Below are 14,976 nucleotides of genomic sequence, written 5' to 3' on the forward strand. Positions count from 1 at the left end.
TTATCAACCTGCCTGTTTTCTTAGGATTTACTAACCATTTCCTTTCACTCTATTGTACAGGAAACAGCGGTAAACCTCTAGTTTGACAGCCGGAAAATCAATGCTTTTTCTACAAGCAGTATACCCGGTTTCCTTAGAATTTACTCATTAAATGAAAATGTGGCGGAACTTTTTATGACTTTTCAATTTTGGGGCATTCTATGACTGGAGGTGCCATGATGACCAGCGAAAAACATTCAGAACAGGAAGAAAAAAAGAAGCAGGATGATGATCAGCAGCCTGTTTCATTTACCGGCAGAATTTGCGGTATCGGATTTGCCGGCGGTGTATTTTGGAGTTTGATCGGCTATCTCGGATATATCTTTCATTTTTCAGAGATCAGTCCTAACATGATTCTTCAGCCGTTTATGATCGGAGAATGGAAAAAACAATGGCTCGGCACGATGGTCAGCATCGTTGTCATCGGATTCATTTCGATTGCCGGGGCATTTATATATTTCGTCTGTCTGAAGCGTTTTAAAACGATGTGGCCGGGGATGGTATACGGCGTCATTTTATGGTGTGCGGTTTTTTTCTTATTCAATCCGATTTTCGAAGACGTGAAATCTGTCACTGAATTGAAATCAGATACAATCGTGACGACGATTTGCCTTTACATTCTGTATGGTTTGTTTGTCGGCTACTCAATTTCTTTCAACTACAATGAACTTACATCAGACAAGCTTGCCAGGGCGCTCGGCAACAAGTGAATAAGTGTATAATCCCTGTCCGGTATGGTAAAATGTTCACGAGAAGTGAACATTTTTTATGCTGAAAACCGGATGGGGATGCTCCCGCGGTGTCAGGCGGCAGTCAAGAATCGGCGAGGAGGAGAAAGGGAATGAAACTTGAGAAATTGCGAAATCTGTTCGGTCAGCTGGATATAGACGGAATGTTGGTGACAAGCTCCGCCAATCTGCAGTACATGACGGGATTTACGGGTTCGTCAGGCCTTGCGGTCATATCGAAAGAACGCGCAGCATTTATCACGGATTTCCGTTACACCGAGCAGGCGAAGGCGCAAGTAAAGGGCTTTGATATTATCGAGCACGGCGGAAGCTTAATCCAAACGGCTGCGGATACGATTCTTGAGTACGGCATTAAAAAACTCGGCTTTGAGCAAAACAGCATGACGTACGGAACATATGCATCCTGCCAAGCGGTGCTGCAGGAAGCGGAGATGGTTCCCGTCGCGGATTCCGTTGAAAAGTTGCGCTTGATTAAGTCAAGTGAAGAGATTAAGATATTAGAGGAAGCTGCGAAGATTGCGGATGATGCGTTTGAACATATTCTGACGTTTATCAAACCGGGCATCTCAGAGATTTCAGTTGCAAATGAGCTTGAATTTTATATGAGACGTCAGGGAGCAGACGGTTCTTCCTTTGATATGATCGTCGCCTCGGGAGTGAGATCCAGCCTTCCGCACGGAGTGGCAAGCGGCAAATTGATTGAAAAGGGAGACTTGGTCACGCTCGATTTCGGCGCGTATTATAAAGGCTATTGTTCTGATATCACACGCACCATCGCGGTCGGAGAGCCAAGTGATAAACTGAAAGAAATTTATCAGGTCGTATACGATGCCCAGGCGCTTGGCGTTTTGCATATTAAACCCGGCATGACGGGAAAAGAAGCGGATGCCCTGACGAGGGATCACATCACCGCAAAAGGCTACGGACAGTATTTCGGCCATTCAACAGGACACGGATTCGGAATGGAGGTCCATGAATCACCGGGGCTGTCTTTCAGGTCATCGGCCGTTCTTGAGCCGGGCATGGCTGTAACGGTTGAGCCGGGCATATACATACCGGAAGTTGGGGGCGCAAGAATCGAAGATGATATCATCATCACAGAGGACGGCAACCGGACAATTACGCATTCCCCTAAAGAATTAATTATTTTGTGATTGGAATATAGGAGGACATCAAACATGATTTCAGTTAACGATTTTCGTACAGGATTAACGATTGAAGTAGACGGCGGCATTTGGCGCGTCGTTGACTTCCAGCACGTAAAGCCGGGAAAAGGCGCGGCATTTGTTCGTTCTAAATTGCGCAATCTGCGCACGGGCGCTATTCAGGAGAAAACATTCCGTGCAGGTGAAAAAGTGGCGAAAGCGCAAATCGAAACAAAAACGATGCAGTATCTTTATGCCAACGGAGATCAGCACGTGTTCATGGATACAAGCTCATATGAACAGCTTGAATTGAACGAAAACCAAATCGAAGAAGAATTAAAATATCTTTTGGAAAATATGTCTGTGCATATCATGATGTATCAATCTGAAACGCTCGGTATTGAACTGCCGAACACAGTTGAACTGAAAGTTGTTGAAACAGAACCGGGAATTAAAGGCGACACGGCGTCAGGCGGCACAAAACCTGCCAAAACGGAAACAGGTCTTGTCGTAAACGTACCGTTCTTCGTGAACGAAGGCGATACGCTTGTTGTAAATACATCAGACGGCTCTTACGTGTCAAGAGCGTAGTCAAAGACATACGAAGTCTGCTCCTTTTTAAGGGGCAGGCTTTTTTTGCGTTCTGAAACAGAATCTTTCTTCTATATGAAAATAGTGAGACTACTTCCGTCAGCTAGAGCATATAGTGTAACAAAATGCTTGAAGTTGGGGGATTATTGCAATGAAATTTTTGTTTGGTTCAATCAATTCTACTGTTTTAACGATGGCCGGTTTACGAGTTTTGTCCTCTCTCATTGAATTATCGGCCGCCATTATCATGCTTGTTACAAATGACATCAGAAAAGCGGTTGTGGTGAATAGTATTTTGGCAATCGTCGGCCCGCTGATCTTTATCATCACGATGACGATCGGCATTTATCAGATTGCCGGTCAGCTTTCATATGCAAAATTGATTTTGATTTTTGCGGGGGTGGTGCTGATTTTAGCAGGTGTCCATAAATAGAGGCCCGGGTGTCATAAAGTCTGTCCCTGATCATACATTTTAAAGAAGCCAATCGGTAAAAAAGGAGGAGACTCTATTGAATGAAATTACAGAGGTTCTCCCTGAATTATTGAGAGATGCCATCTCCGCCATGTCTGAAGAAACGCGCCGGGATACAGAGGAAATCAGAATCCGCGTCGGCAGGCCGGTTGAACTGATCCGAAAAGGACAACCTTTGTTTTTGTCATATATCTGTACAGCCGGCGACGCACAGCTGATCCTCAGCCGGCTCAGCAATTACAGTATGTACACGCTGGAAGAAGAGCTGAAAAAAGGATATATCACAATCAGAGGAGGCCACCGTGTGGGGCTCGCCGGAAGAGTCATCGTCGAAAACGGAGCCGTCAAAGGACTCCGGGATATTACTTCCTTTAATATTCGAATCGCCCGGGAGAAGCTTGGCATTGCAGAACCGCTCATCCCTTTCTTATGGAAAGAAAACTGGCTGAATACGCTGATCATCGGCCCTCCGCAAACGGGGAAAACGACTTTGCTTCGTGATTTGGCCCGGCTTTCAAGCACCGGATCGAAACGCATTCCGGCGAAAAAGACCGCTATCGTAGATGAACGCTCAGAAATTGCCGGCTGCCTGCGGGGCATTCCCCAGCACAGTTTCGGCCGCAGAGTGGATGTCCTTGACGCCTGTCCGAAGGCGGAAGGGCTGATGATGATGATCCGCTCTATGAGTCCAGATGTCATGATCGCGGATGAGATCGGGAGAATGGAAGACTCAAAAGCGCTGATGGAGGCGCTCCATGCCGGCGTAACCGTTATCGTATCCGCGCACGGATGGAATATGAAAGACTTGGTCAAAAGGCCGTCGCTTAAAATGCTTTGGGAGGAAAAAGTGTTTGACCGGTATGTTGAGCTGTCAAGACGCCGCGGTCCGGGAACGATCAGCAGGATGTATGGAAAGGACGGGGAACCGGTTCCGCATGCTGAAAGCGTGATGACATGCTGAAGCTTTTGGGTGCCGTGTTCATTCTGACGGCGACGACATGGACGGGATTTGAGATCGCCAAAATCTATATTGAAAGGCCGAGACAGATCCGTCAGCTGCGCGCGGCGCTGCAATCGCTTGAAGCAGAAATTATGTTCGGGCATACGCCGCTGCACATAGCTTCGGGACAAATCGCCGCACAGCTTTCCAAGCCTGTATCGTCATTGTTCCAAGCTTTCAGCAGGAGGCTTGAGCAGGGAAGCGATTCCGCTAAAACAGCCTGGGAACAGAGCTTGAAACATAACTGGCCCTCCATGGCGATGAAAAAAAGCGAATACGATGTGCTGAAGCAATTCGGAGAGACGCTCGGGCTCCATGACCGCGTTTCTCAGCAGAAACATATCAAGCTTGCGCTTACACATTTGGAAGCGGCGGAAGCGGATGCCGGACGGGCGCAGGCGAAAAATGAAAAAATGGTGAAAAGTTTAGGGTTTTTAGCCGGACTGTTACTCATTCTTCTATTGATGTAAACATGAGGGGAGCAAACATAAAATGGGAGTCGACGTAAATGTCATTTTTCAAATCGCCGGAGTCGGTATCGTGGTTGCGTTTCTGCATACCATACTGGACCAAATGGGGAAAAAAGAATACGCCCAATGGGTGACGCTGCTTGGCTTTATCTATATTTTATTTATGGTGGCGACGATTGTCGATGACCTGTTCAAAAAGATCAAAGCTGTGTTTCTATTCCAAGGATAGGGGGGCTTACAGATTGAGATTGTTCAAATTGTAGGTTTAGGCCTGATCGCCACGTTTCTCTCCCTGATCGTAAAAGAACAGAAACCGACTTTCGCGTTTATGATTGTCGTCTTCAGCGGCTGCGTGATCTTTCTTTATCTCGTCGACCAGATTTACGACATTATCAGAATGATAGAAAAAATAGCCGTCAATGCAAATGTCAATATGGTCTATGTAGAAACCATTTTAAAAATTATCGGCATCGCCTACATCGCTGAATTCGGAGCGCAGCTGACAAAAGATGCGGGCCAGGGAGCGATTGCTTCGAAAATAGAGCTGGCCGGGAAGATTTTGATCCTCGTGATGGCCGTGCCGATACTGACCGTTATTATTGAAACGATTCTCGGACTTATTCCTTCTTAATCATAAAGAGAAAGGGGGCGCAAAAAATGAAGCGCTTTCGGTGGGCGGGGGCTTTTTTGTTCATCCTCCTCTTAATTTTTCAGACTGAATGTGTACAAGCTGCCGGAACAGACGGTGCAGCGCAGGAAACCGCAGTTCACCAAGAAACGGCTGATGAAGTGGCGAAAAAGCAGGCCGAAGCGCTGAAAACAGAAGGCATCGGAAAATTTTGGGACGACATTATGACAGAATACGGCGGCCTTCTGCCGGAAAGCCAAAAGGGAAGCATCATCGATTTTATTAACGGAGAAAAAACGTTCTCGCCTGAGGCGTGGCTGAAGGCCTTATTTTCCTATCTGTTTCATGAAGTGCTCGCAAACGGAAAACTTCTGGGAACTTTGATCCTTCTCACCATTTTTTGCGTCATTCTTCAGCTGCTGCAAAATGCGTTCCAGCAGAGCACCGTCAGCAAAGTGGCTTATGCGATTGTTTATATGGTACTGATTATTCTCGCTTTAAACAGCTTTCATGTTGCCGTCAATTATGCCAGTGAAGCGATTCAGACGATGACAAGCTTCATTCTCGCGCTGATCCCGCTTTTGCTCGCGCTTTTGGCATCTTCCGGTGGAGCCGTTTCCGCTGCCTTTTTTCACCCCGTTATTTTATTTCTGATGAATACGAGCGGCCTGCTCATTCAAAACATCGTCATGCCGCTTATTTTCCTGTCAGCGATTTTAAGCATCGTCAGCACGATGACAGATCAATATAAAGTCACACAGCTTGCCAATCTCCTCAGAAATATCGCGATCGGCGCGCTTGCCGTATTCCTCACCGTGTTTCTCGGCGTCATCTCCGTTCAGGGGGCTTCGGCTGCCGTGACAGACGGGATCACCCTCAGGACTGCAAAATTTATAACGGGCAATTTTATTCCCGTGCTCGGCCGGATGTTTACGGATGCGACCGATACGGTCATCAGCGCCTCACTCTTATTAAAAAACACTGTGGGAATCCTCGGTGTCGGAATTTTGATCTGCATCTCCGCATTTCCGGCAATCAAAGTGCTTTCTCTCGCTTTTATTTATAAGCTCGCGGCCGCCATTCTGCAGCCGCTCGGAGGCGGGCCCGTGATTACGTGTCTCGGCGTCATCAGCAGAAGCGTGCTCTATATTTTTGCGGCGCTCGCCATTGTCTCTCTCATGTTTTTCCTCAGCATCACAGTCATTATTACAGCAGGCAATCTCACCATGATGATGAAATAAAGGAGGCCCATTGGATATGAGCTTTTTAACAGAATGGCTGACAAGCATTATTTTGTTTATCTTATTTGCCATCGTCATCGACATGCTGCTGCCCAGCTCCAGTATGCAAAAATACGCAAAGATGGTTGTCAGCCTGCTGTTAATCATTGTCATGCTCAACCCGATATTCAAACTTTTCAAAACAGACCCGGAGATCATCTTCGATTATTTGACAAAACAAGAGCAATCTCAATCCGCTGACATAAAAAATCAAATCAAATCAGAAAAAAAAGAAATACAAGCATCAAACCGCGCATATGTTTTAGAAGAAATGGCTGTCCAACTAAAAAAGAAAGCGGAGGAGATGTTCAGTCATGACGAATACAAAATAGACGACATCCGCCTTACAGCGGAAGAACAGGTTCGTTCAGAAGAAGATGTAAAAACGATCAGCGTGTATATGGCCCCATCTTCTGAAAAAACCGTGCAAACCGTCGCACCGATCGACATCCGCACAGACCGCAAATACGAACCCGAAGACGCAGCCGGCAAAAAGGAGGCCGCAGTCATCAAGGAAAAACTTGCGGATATATGGGAAATCGGCAGTGAGAAAATTACGGTTTATATGGAAGGCGGGGAGAAAAACGGCCATGAATAAAAACGGACTATGGACCATACTCAAAAAACAGCTGATGATCGGACAGGCGAAAGACGGAGAAAAACCAAAACTGACAAAATATCATTACTTTCTGTTCGTGTTTGTGCTCGGCGTATCTTTTATGCTGGTCAGCCAGATGTTCTCTTCACCGGAAAAAACCGGGAAGGGCGAAACGGCGCAGACCGTCATGTCCGGCCGCACGGACGACAAGAGCGGGCAAAAAAGCGCACCCGTTTTTAAAGCATCAAAAGACAGCAGCGCCAAAAACACGATTGATGATTACGAGAGAGACTATGAAAACCAGCTGAAAGAGATCCTTGAAACGATTATCGGCGTGGAGGATGTATCAATAGTCGTAAACGTAGACGCCACATCTTTAAAAGTGTTTGAGAAAAATAAAACGAAAAAAGACACCACCACTGAAGAAACCGATAAAGAAGGCGGCAAAAGAAGCGTAACCGATCAAACCTCTGAAGAACAAATTGTCATGATTCGAAACGGGGATCAGGAAACCCCGGTCGTCGTCCAGACGAAAAAACCCGATATCCGCGGTGTACTCGTTGTCGCTCAAGGAGTGGACAACGTTCAAATAAAAAAAACCATCATTGATGCCGTCACAAGGGTGCTTGATGTTCCGAGCTACCGTGTAGCGGTTGCCCCTAAAAAAATCAAGGAGGATTCATAAATCATGCTGAAAAAACAAACGGTTTGGCTTTTAACAATGCTCAGTCTCGTCGTGGTATTAAGTGTTTATTATATTATGTCTCCGGAAAGCAAAAATGCCGTGCAGATGAAAACCGAAAAAAGCAGCGGGGAAATCGCCACAGAAAAAACGCCGGCTCCTAAAACGGAAGAAAAGAGCGAAAGCGGCACAGAAAAAGAAGACGGAACAAAAGGAACGAAAGATTCTAAAGGCACAAAAGAGGATAAAGAAACGTCAGCCGAAGCATCGGAAAAAGACGGATCGGTCGCCACAGAAACAGCTGATGAAAATTTATTTACCGCATACCGCATGGAACTTGAAGACGCGAGAAGCAAAGAAAGAGAACAGTTAAACAGCATCGTTTCAAGCGATGATGCGACAGCAAAAGAAAAAAGCGAAGCCTACGATAAAATGACGGCGCTCGGCAAAGCGGAAGGGACAGAAAAACAGCTGGAAACGCTCATTAAAACGCAAGGCTACAAAGATGCGCTCGTGGATGCCGAAGGTGACAAAATCAACATTACGGTCATGTCTGACAAACATTCAAATGCAAAAGCTTCAGCCATCATTGACCTGGTGAAAAAAGAAATCAAGAATATGAAAGACGTCGCCGTTACGTTTGAACCGACAAAATAAGAGCCTGAACCGCCCGCACCCGCTGCGGGCTTTTTTGCTGTCATTTTAGATCAGTGTTGAATTTACACAACCGCTCCTGTAAGATAAACATAGTATGTACTTTTAGTAGCAACCCATAAATTTCTATTTTTTATACATAGGAGTGGAACTGATGTTAAAAATCAACGAAATTCATGAACTGATAAAAAGAATTGATGAATCTTCCATTGACGAATTTGTTTACGAGATGGAAGGCGTAAGTCTGAAGCTGAAAAAAAATGAAGCGCCGGCAGTGAATATAACGGGACAAGCTCCAGCTGTTCCCGCCGCTTACGCACCTGCTCCGCAGGCTGCAAAACCGGAAGCGCGCGAAGCCGATCCTGTTCAGGAAGCGCCGAAACAAGATGAAAACCTGCACAAAATTACGTCTCCGATGGTCGGAACGTTTTATGCTTCTTCATCGCCGGAAGCCGGCCCTTACGTAAACCAAGGTTCAAAAGTGAACGAAAATACAGTGGTTTGTATCGTAGAAGCAATGAAACTCTTTAACGAGATTGAAGCGGAAGTAAAAGGAGAAATCGTTGAAGTGTTAGTTGAAAACGGCCAGCTGGTCGAATACGGACAACCTCTATTTCTTGTAAAAGCTGAGTAAGGAGACCTGCTATTATGATTAAAAAGCTATTGATCGCCAACCGAGGAGAAATTGCCGTCAGAATCATCCGGGCCTGCAAAGAGCTTGGCATTGAAACTGTAGCCGTTTATTCTGAGGCAGATAAAGAGGCCCTGCATGTCCAAATGGCCGATGAGGCTTTTTGTATCGGGCCGAAAACATCAAAAGAGAGCTATTTAAATGTAACGAACATCGTCAGCGTCGCAAAGCTGACCGGTACGGATGCGATTCATCCGGGATACGGATTCTTAGCTGAAAACGCCGATTTTGCCGAGCTGTGCGAGGAATTAAACGTGACGTTTGTCGGCCCTTCGGCTGACGCCATTTCGAAGATGGGGACAAAAGATATCGCACGTGACACGATGCAGCAGGCGGGCGTGCCGATTGTGCCCGGTTCAAAAGGAATCATAAAAAATACCGAAGAAGCGGTTTCGCTTGCGGGTGAAATTGGGTATCCTGTGATTATAAAAGCCACTGCGGGCGGAGGCGGAAAAGGCATCCGGGTCGCACGCACAGAAGAAGAGATGATTAAAGGCATCGAAATCACCCAGCAGGAGGCCGCTACGGCATTCGGAAATCCGGGTGTGTACATCGAGAAGTACATAGAAGATTTCCGCCATGTTGAAATTCAGGTGCTTGCCGATAATTACGGAAACACGATCCATCTTGGAGAGCGTGACTGTTCTATCCAAAGACGTCTGCAAAAACTTCTTGAAGAGTCGCCGTCACCTGCGCTTGACTCTGAAATCAGGGAGCAGATGGGTGAAGCAGCGGTAAAAGCAGCGAAGGCCGTCGGTTACACGGGAGCCGGTACAGTAGAGTTCATTTATGACTACAGAGAACAGCGCTATTACTTCATGGAAATGAACACGCGTATTCAAGTAGAGCATCCTGTCACAGAAATGGTGACGGGAACGGATCTGATCAAAGAACAGATCAAAGTGGCATCCGGACAGGAACTCTCGCTCAGACAGGAAGACGTTGAATTTAACGGCTGGGCGATTGAATGCCGCATCAATGCTGAAAATCCTGCGAAAAACTTCATGCCTTCACCTGGTAAGATTAACATGTACCTGCCGCCGGGCGGACTCGGCGTGCGCGTGGATTCAGCCGCATATCCGGGCTATTCGATCCCGCCGTACTATGACAGCATGATTGCCAAAGTCATCACATACGGAACAACGCGTGATGAGGCAGTCGCACGGATGAAACGCGCGCTGAGCGAATTTGTGATTGAAGGTATTGAAACAACGATTCCGTTCCATCTGAAACTGCTTGAACATGAAACATTTGTCAGCGGAGAGTTTAATACAAAGTTTTTAGAAACATATGATGTAATGGGCTCATAATTTTTGCGGGAGGTGAATTGAATGGAAGACAACAGTGTGCTTAAAATGGATCATGATGAGGGTCATTTAGGCAAAGTTGAAATTGCTCCTGAAGTCATTGAAGTCATTGCCGGCATCGCCGCTTCCGAGGTTGAAGGAATAGCTGAAATGCGCGGCAATTTCGCCACGGGCGTCGTAGAACGCTTCGGCAAAATCAATCACGGCAAAGGCGTAAAGGTCGATTTAGCCGATGACGGGATTACCATTGACGTCTATTGCGTCGTTCAATTCGGGATTTCGATCCCGAAAGTGGCGGCAAGCGTTCAGGAGAATATCCGCCAAACCTTATTAAATATGACGTCTCTGACCATCAATGAAATCAATATTCATATCGTCGGCATTCAATTTGACACGAAAGCCCAAGAAGTCGAAATCGACGAAGAAATGTAATGAGCGTATAAAAACCAAGGGGATGGGCAGCCCTTTGGTTTTTTATACGTTTCCCTTCTTTTCAGGCATGAAGAAAGCCGGCTTACAAACGGCAGCCGAGTTTCTTCATGCTGTGAAATCCGAATGAAATTCAAAGGGTTTGTGAAAACATTCGGTATTAGGGTGAAAAAACCTAAATTTCGACATGCGATTGGGAAAAAAATATGTTATGATCTCTTTAGGCTTAACGACAAGCGGATAAAGCGGATCTGAAGGAGAAAGAAAATGAAAAGAAGAACAGCTAGAGAAAAAGCTTTGCAGGCACTTTTTCAGATTGATGTCAGCGATATTGCACCGAACGAGGCCATCGAGCACGCGCTTGATGGCGGAAAAACAGATGACTTCTTTGAACAGCTGGTGTACGGAGTGCTTGAACATCAGGTGCAGCTTGATGAAATGATTTCCGGACACCTCGTCAATTGGAAGCTTGACCGGATTGCAAACGTAGACCGCGCGATCCTCCGTCTGGCGGTGTATGAAATGGTTTATACTGACGACATTCCTGCTAACGTGTCATTAAACGAAGCCATCGAGCTGGCAAAACGGTTCGGCGACGATAAAGCTGCAAAATTCGTAAACGGGGTTCTTTCTAACATCAAAACTGATATTGAATCATAGGAGGAAAGAAAATGACTGCAACAATCATCGACGGAAAAGAAACGGCTAAAGAAAAACGCGAACAATTGGCAAAAGAAGTAGAAGAGCTGAAAGCACAAGGCGTAGTGCCGGGCTTGGCGGTCATTTTAATCGGCGACGATCCCGCCTCTGTTTCATATGTGACAGGCAAGAAAAAAGCCGCTGAAACAATGGGGATGAAGTTTAAGCTTGACCGCTTTGACTCAAGCTTAACCGAAGCGGAGCTTTTAACAGTGATTGATGAGTACAATCAAAATCCGGAATTTCACGGCATTCTCGTCCAGCTGCCGCTCCCGGATCATATTTCTGAAAAAGCCGTCATCGAGCGGATCTCCCCTGATAAGGATGTTGATGGTTTCCACCCTCTCAACGTCGGGAAAATGCTGCTTGGAGAAGATACATTTCTGCCTTGCACACCGCACGGAATTGTCGAGTTATTGAAAAAGACGAACGTAGATCTTTCCGGCAAAGAAGTTGTTGTAGTCGGACGAAGCAATATTGTCGGTAAACCGGTCGGCCAGCTGCTGCTGAACGAAAATGCGACCGTCACATATTGCCATTCCCGTACAAAAAATATGTCTGAGCATACGAAAAAAGCAGATATTCTTGTGGTTGCGGTCGGTAAAGCGAACTTCATCACAGCTGATCAAATCAAAGAGGGCGCCATTGTCATTGATGTCGGCGTCAACCGTCTCGAAAGCGGAAAACTCTGCGGAGACGTTCAGTTTGATGAAGCGAAAGAAAAAGCATCTTTCATTACGCCGGTCCCGGGCGGAGTAGGTCCGATGACCATCACGATGCTTGCGCATAATACTGTTAAATCTGCCAGACGTACGTTATCATAGATAACCGGAGGCAGTCACAAAAAGTGTGACAATGAGCACGATACCCGCTTCTTAAGGCTCCTTTCAGCCAGAGCGGGTTTTCTTAGTTTAGGGCAAAAAGCCTTTATGAAAGGAGTGCAGGATGTGAGTGAAGCGGCATATGTCACGGTTTCCGCACTGACCAAATATATTAAACGAAAATTCGATGTAGACCCTCATCTTGAAGACATTTGGATTAAAGGTGAGCTGTCCAACGTTAAAATCCATACAAGAGGCCACATCTATTTTACTTTAAAAGATGAACATGCCCGCATGCAGGCCGTCATGTTTCAAAGGCAAAGTTCAAGGCTTGCGTTTAAGCCTGAGGACGGAATGAAGGTCATCGTAAGAGGCGGCATCTCCGTCTATGAACCGAGCGGAAGCTATCAGCTGTACGCGAAAGAAATGCAGCCGGACGGTGTTGGGGCGCTTTACTTAGCCTATGAAGAATTAAAGAAAAAACTCGCCGGCGAAGGGTTGTTTGATGACCGGCATAAGCAGGCCATCCCCGCTTTTCCAGCCACGATCGGGGTTGTTACGTCACCGACGGGAGCGGCCGTCAGAGACGTCATTACCACACTCAAAAGAAGATACCCTCTGGTGAAAGTCATTGTGCTTCCCGCCCTCGTTCAGGGTGAAAACGCCAGCAGATCGATTGTGAAGCGCATTGAAGAAGCCAATTCGCAAAAGATGTGTGACGTTCTGATCGTCGGAAGGGGAGGGGGCTCGATCGAAGAATTGTGGGCGTTTAACGAAGAAATCGTCGCCCGGGCGATTTTTGCTTCCGCCATTCCGGTTATATCGGCCGTCGGACATGAAACAGACTTTACAATCAGTGATTTCGTCGCTGATATCCGGGCTGCAACGCCGACGGGAGCGGCAGAAATCGCCGTTCCTCACACGACGGACTTAATGGAACGGACAAAAACGGCGGAAGTCCGCCTGACAAGAGCGATGCAGCAGCATATCGGCAAGAAAAAAGAACGGGTTCAATCGCTCCAGTCATCTTACGCATTCCGTTTTCCGAAACGATTGTATACCCAAAAAGAACAGCAGTTTGACCTTTTGTATCAGCAATTCCAAGCACAGCTCACAGGGCTTACGGAGCGGAAAGAAAGGCAGCTGGAGCGGAATACGTACAGATTAACGGCGCTTCACCCTGAAACCCAGCTGAAACAGGCGAAAAAACGGTACGAAGAGCGCTCAAATCAGCTGACGCGGAGCATGAATGTCCAGCTGAAGCAGCTTCATTCGCAGTTTCAGACGGTTCTTGGTAAACTGAATGCATTAAGTCCCCTTCAAGTTATGGAGAGAGGATACAGTCTGGCCTATAAAGACAAAGAGCTGATCAAAAGTGTTGATCAAGTGGAACAACATGATACGCTTGAAGTAAAGATGACAGACGGCGTTTTGACGTGTGAAGTATTGCAAAAGAGAGGCGAACGATAATGACAGAAACCAAAAAAAGTGAAGAGCTGACATTTGAAGAGGCGATGAAAGGCCTTGAAGGCATTGTCGCAAAGCTTGAAGAAGGGGACGTGCCGCTGGAGCAGGCGATTAATTATTTTCAGGAAGGAATGGCCCTTTCAAAAATGTGCCATGAAAAGCTTCAGCATGTCGAAAAACAAATGGACTTTATTTTAAAAGATAACGGAGAACTTGCGCCTTTCAGCGTTCAGGAGGAAGACGAAGGTGACAAATAAACTGGACGCATTTTTAGCATCGCGCAAACAACTGATTGAACGGAATCTTTCCTTGTATACAGAACGGCTCGCCATGCCGGAAATCCTCAAAAAATCTATGCTGTATTCTTTGGAAGCGGGCGGAAAGAGGCTGCGCCCCCTCGTTGTCTTAGCCGTTTTGAATGCTTACGGAAAAGATGAAAAAGACGGGATTCCGGTCGGATGCGCTGTTGAAATGATTCATACGTATTCCTTAATCCATGATGATCTGCCTTGCATGGACGATGATGATTTGCGCCGGGGAAAGCCGACAAACCATAAAGTCTTCGGAGAAGCGGCAGCCGTATTGGCCGGAGACGGGCTTCTGACAGAAAGCTTTAAATTAATCACATCTCATGTGTCTGACGCGGTTTCAGCGGAAAAACGGCTCCGCCTTGTCGAGGAGCTGATCAAAGCGGCAGGAACGGAAGGAATGGTCGGCGGGCAGGCTGCCGACATGGAAGCGGAACAAAAGCAGGTAACGCTTGAGGAGCTGGAATCCATCCATGAGCGGAAAACGGCCAAGCTCCTCGGCTTTTCCGTGACGGCAGGCGCTATTTTGGCAGATGCGCCGGAGAATGAAATCGAAAAGCTGCGTCTGTTCAGCAGCCATATCGGCATCGGATTTCAAATCAGAGACGACATCCTTGATATTGAAGGACATGAGGAGAAGATCGGCAAACCGGTCGGTTCAGACACGACGAATGAAAAGTCAACGTATCCGTCGCTTTTAACGCTTGAAGGTGCGAAAGAGAAGCTTTCATACCATATCAGCGAGGCGAAACGGATCATCAGCGGCCTATCTCTTCAGAAAGAACTGCTGCATGACCTCTGCGATTTAATAGCGGCGAGAGATCATTAAAACGATCCTGATTTGAAGGGGCTGCCGCTCCTATGGTAAAATGTAAGCAGTTTCGATGAAAATAAAAAGAGAGTCTTTTTCTTTTTTCAAAAAGACACTGTTTAATTTGCAGAAATT

Annotated in this window: 20 protein-coding genes; all 20 read left to right on the forward strand. The window is 46.5% G+C overall.

What is annotated here, in order from left to right; all coding sequences use genetic code 11:
• The first annotated feature begins 218 nt into the window (after window positions 1-218).
• The gene (locus ACQE26_RS11840; RefSeq protein ID WP_060964779.1) at window positions 219-749 is read left to right on the forward strand and encodes a YqhR family membrane protein; all 531 of its coding nucleotides are present in this window, start codon (window positions 219-221) and stop codon (window positions 747-749) included.
• 131 nt (window positions 750-880) lie between these two features.
• Window positions 881-1,942 carry a M24 family metallopeptidase gene (locus ACQE26_RS11845; protein WP_060964780.1) on the forward strand — a complete coding sequence of 354 codons (1,062 nt, stop codon included), beginning with the start codon at window positions 881-883 and terminating at the stop codon, window positions 1,940-1,942.
• A 24-nt stretch (window positions 1,943-1,966) separates the two neighbouring features.
• Window positions 1,967-2,524, forward strand: coding sequence for an elongation factor P (gene efp, locus ACQE26_RS11850; RefSeq protein WP_003153123.1), 558 nt, complete (start codon window positions 1,967-1,969; stop codon window positions 2,522-2,524).
• 151 nt (window positions 2,525-2,675) lie between these two features.
• Complete coding sequence (locus tag ACQE26_RS11855) at window positions 2,676-2,957, forward strand: YqhV family protein (RefSeq protein WP_016938990.1); 282 nt, start codon at window positions 2,676-2,678, stop codon at window positions 2,955-2,957.
• A 76-nt stretch (window positions 2,958-3,033) separates the two neighbouring features.
• Window positions 3,034-3,957 carry a stage III sporulation protein AA gene (gene spoIIIAA, locus ACQE26_RS11860; protein ID WP_060964782.1) on the forward strand — a complete coding sequence of 308 codons (924 nt, stop codon included), beginning with the start codon at window positions 3,034-3,036 and terminating at the stop codon, window positions 3,955-3,957.
• Window positions 3,951-4,466, forward strand: a complete 516-nt coding sequence (gene spoIIIAB / locus ACQE26_RS11865; protein WP_016938992.1) for a stage III sporulation protein SpoIIIAB — start codon at window positions 3,951-3,953, stop codon at window positions 4,464-4,466. The genes spoIIIAA and spoIIIAB overlap by 7 nt, the downstream gene beginning before the upstream one ends.
• Window positions 4,467-4,488: 22 nt before the next feature.
• A complete protein-coding gene (gene spoIIIAC, locus ACQE26_RS11870) occupies window positions 4,489-4,695 on the forward strand; it encodes a stage III sporulation protein AC (RefSeq protein WP_003153142.1) in 207 nt (68 codons plus the stop codon).
• A gap of 12 nt (window positions 4,696-4,707) precedes the next feature.
• Complete coding sequence (spoIIIAD, locus tag ACQE26_RS11875; RefSeq protein WP_076982559.1) at window positions 4,708-5,097, forward strand: stage III sporulation protein AD; 390 nt, start codon at window positions 4,708-4,710, stop codon at window positions 5,095-5,097.
• A gap of 26 nt (window positions 5,098-5,123) precedes the next feature.
• Window positions 5,124-6,335 (forward strand): stage III sporulation protein AE, encoded by a 1,212-nt coding sequence (spoIIIAE, locus tag ACQE26_RS11880; protein WP_064777768.1) that lies wholly within the window; start codon window positions 5,124-5,126, stop codon window positions 6,333-6,335.
• A gap of 16 nt (window positions 6,336-6,351) precedes the next feature.
• Entirely contained in the window at window positions 6,352-6,972 is a 621-nt protein-coding gene (gene spoIIIAF, locus ACQE26_RS11885) for a stage III sporulation protein AF (protein ID WP_500469489.1), read from the forward strand.
• Entirely contained in the window at window positions 6,965-7,657 is a 693-nt protein-coding gene (gene spoIIIAG, locus ACQE26_RS11890) for a stage III sporulation protein AG (RefSeq protein WP_045926703.1), read from the forward strand. The genes spoIIIAF and spoIIIAG overlap by 8 nt, the downstream gene beginning before the upstream one ends.
• A 3-nt stretch (window positions 7,658-7,660) precedes the next feature.
• Window positions 7,661-8,311, forward strand: coding sequence for a SpoIIIAH-like family protein (locus tag ACQE26_RS11895; RefSeq protein ID WP_500469491.1), 651 nt, complete (start codon window positions 7,661-7,663; stop codon window positions 8,309-8,311).
• Between the two features lie 151 nt (window positions 8,312-8,462).
• Window positions 8,463-8,942: an acetyl-CoA carboxylase biotin carboxyl carrier protein gene (accB, locus tag ACQE26_RS11900; RefSeq protein WP_016938997.1), complete on the forward strand. Its 480-nt coding sequence runs from the start codon at window positions 8,463-8,465 to the stop codon at window positions 8,940-8,942.
• A gap of 14 nt (window positions 8,943-8,956) precedes the next feature.
• Entirely contained in the window at window positions 8,957-10,309 is a 1,353-nt protein-coding gene (gene accC / locus ACQE26_RS11905) for an acetyl-CoA carboxylase biotin carboxylase subunit (RefSeq protein ID WP_045926702.1), read from the forward strand.
• A 21-nt stretch (window positions 10,310-10,330) separates the two neighbouring features.
• Complete coding sequence (locus ACQE26_RS11910; protein ID WP_016938999.1) at window positions 10,331-10,738, forward strand: Asp23/Gls24 family envelope stress response protein; 408 nt, start codon at window positions 10,331-10,333, stop codon at window positions 10,736-10,738.
• Between the two features lie 264 nt (window positions 10,739-11,002).
• Window positions 11,003-11,395, forward strand: a complete 393-nt coding sequence (nusB, locus tag ACQE26_RS11915; RefSeq protein ID WP_016939001.1) for a transcription antitermination factor NusB — start codon at window positions 11,003-11,005, stop codon at window positions 11,393-11,395.
• 11 nt (window positions 11,396-11,406) lie between these two features.
• A complete protein-coding gene (folD, locus tag ACQE26_RS11920; RefSeq protein WP_016939002.1) occupies window positions 11,407-12,258 on the forward strand; it encodes a bifunctional methylenetetrahydrofolate dehydrogenase/methenyltetrahydrofolate cyclohydrolase FolD in 852 nt (283 codons plus the stop codon).
• Window positions 12,259-12,381: 123 nt separating this feature from the next.
• The gene (xseA, locus tag ACQE26_RS11925; RefSeq protein WP_049627001.1) at window positions 12,382-13,725 is read left to right on the forward strand and encodes an exodeoxyribonuclease VII large subunit; all 1,344 of its coding nucleotides are present in this window, start codon (window positions 12,382-12,384) and stop codon (window positions 13,723-13,725) included.
• Window positions 13,725-13,979 carry an exodeoxyribonuclease VII small subunit gene (locus ACQE26_RS11930; RefSeq protein WP_007408352.1) on the forward strand — a complete coding sequence of 85 codons (255 nt, stop codon included), beginning with the start codon at window positions 13,725-13,727 and terminating at the stop codon, window positions 13,977-13,979. The genes xseA and ACQE26_RS11930 overlap by 1 nt, the downstream gene beginning before the upstream one ends.
• A complete protein-coding gene (locus tag ACQE26_RS11935; RefSeq protein ID WP_500469495.1) occupies window positions 13,969-14,859 on the forward strand; it encodes a polyprenyl synthetase family protein in 891 nt (296 codons plus the stop codon). The genes ACQE26_RS11930 and ACQE26_RS11935 overlap by 11 nt, the downstream gene beginning before the upstream one ends.
• Window positions 14,860-14,976: the final 117 nt, after the last annotated feature.

Source organism: Bacillus sp. 5RYD7K, from assembly GCF_059831465.1.

What these genes read in the sequence shown, in the direction of transcription:
- spoIIIAE (WP_064777768.1), top strand. Translation starts at nt 5,124, where the DNA reads ATGAAGCGCTTTCGGTGGGCGGGGGCTTTTTTGTTCATCCTCCTCTTA.
- spoIIIAG (WP_045926703.1), top strand. Translation starts at nt 6,965, where the DNA reads ATGAATAAAAACGGACTATGGACCATACTCAAAAAACAGCTGATGATC.
- ACQE26_RS11845 (WP_060964780.1), top strand. Translation starts at nt 881, where the DNA reads ATGAAACTTGAGAAATTGCGAAATCTGTTCGGTCAGCTGGATATAGAC.
- ACQE26_RS11855 (WP_016938990.1), top strand. Translation starts at nt 2,676, where the DNA reads ATGAAATTTTTGTTTGGTTCAATCAATTCTACTGTTTTAACGATGGCC.
- ACQE26_RS11910 (WP_016938999.1), top strand. Translation starts at nt 10,331, where the DNA reads ATGGAAGACAACAGTGTGCTTAAAATGGATCATGATGAGGGTCATTTA.
- efp (WP_003153123.1), top strand. Translation starts at nt 1,967, where the DNA reads ATGATTTCAGTTAACGATTTTCGTACAGGATTAACGATTGAAGTAGAC.
- folD (WP_016939002.1), top strand. Translation starts at nt 11,407, where the DNA reads ATGACTGCAACAATCATCGACGGAAAAGAAACGGCTAAAGAAAAACGC.
- ACQE26_RS11840 (WP_060964779.1), top strand. Translation starts at nt 219, where the DNA reads ATGACCAGCGAAAAACATTCAGAACAGGAAGAAAAAAAGAAGCAGGAT.
- spoIIIAC (WP_003153142.1), top strand. Translation starts at nt 4,489, where the DNA reads ATGGGAGTCGACGTAAATGTCATTTTTCAAATCGCCGGAGTCGGTATC.
- nusB (WP_016939001.1), top strand. Translation starts at nt 11,003, where the DNA reads ATGAAAAGAAGAACAGCTAGAGAAAAAGCTTTGCAGGCACTTTTTCAG.
- spoIIIAB (WP_016938992.1), top strand. Translation starts at nt 3,951, where the DNA reads ATGCTGAAGCTTTTGGGTGCCGTGTTCATTCTGACGGCGACGACATGG.
- spoIIIAF (WP_500469489.1), top strand. Translation starts at nt 6,352, where the DNA reads ATGAGCTTTTTAACAGAATGGCTGACAAGCATTATTTTGTTTATCTTA.
- ACQE26_RS11930 (WP_007408352.1), top strand. Translation starts at nt 13,725, where the DNA reads ATGACAGAAACCAAAAAAAGTGAAGAGCTGACATTTGAAGAGGCGATG.
- accB (WP_016938997.1), top strand. Translation starts at nt 8,463, where the DNA reads ATGTTAAAAATCAACGAAATTCATGAACTGATAAAAAGAATTGATGAA.
- accC (WP_045926702.1), top strand. Translation starts at nt 8,957, where the DNA reads ATGATTAAAAAGCTATTGATCGCCAACCGAGGAGAAATTGCCGTCAGA.
- ACQE26_RS11895 (WP_500469491.1), top strand. Translation starts at nt 7,661, where the DNA reads ATGCTGAAAAAACAAACGGTTTGGCTTTTAACAATGCTCAGTCTCGTC.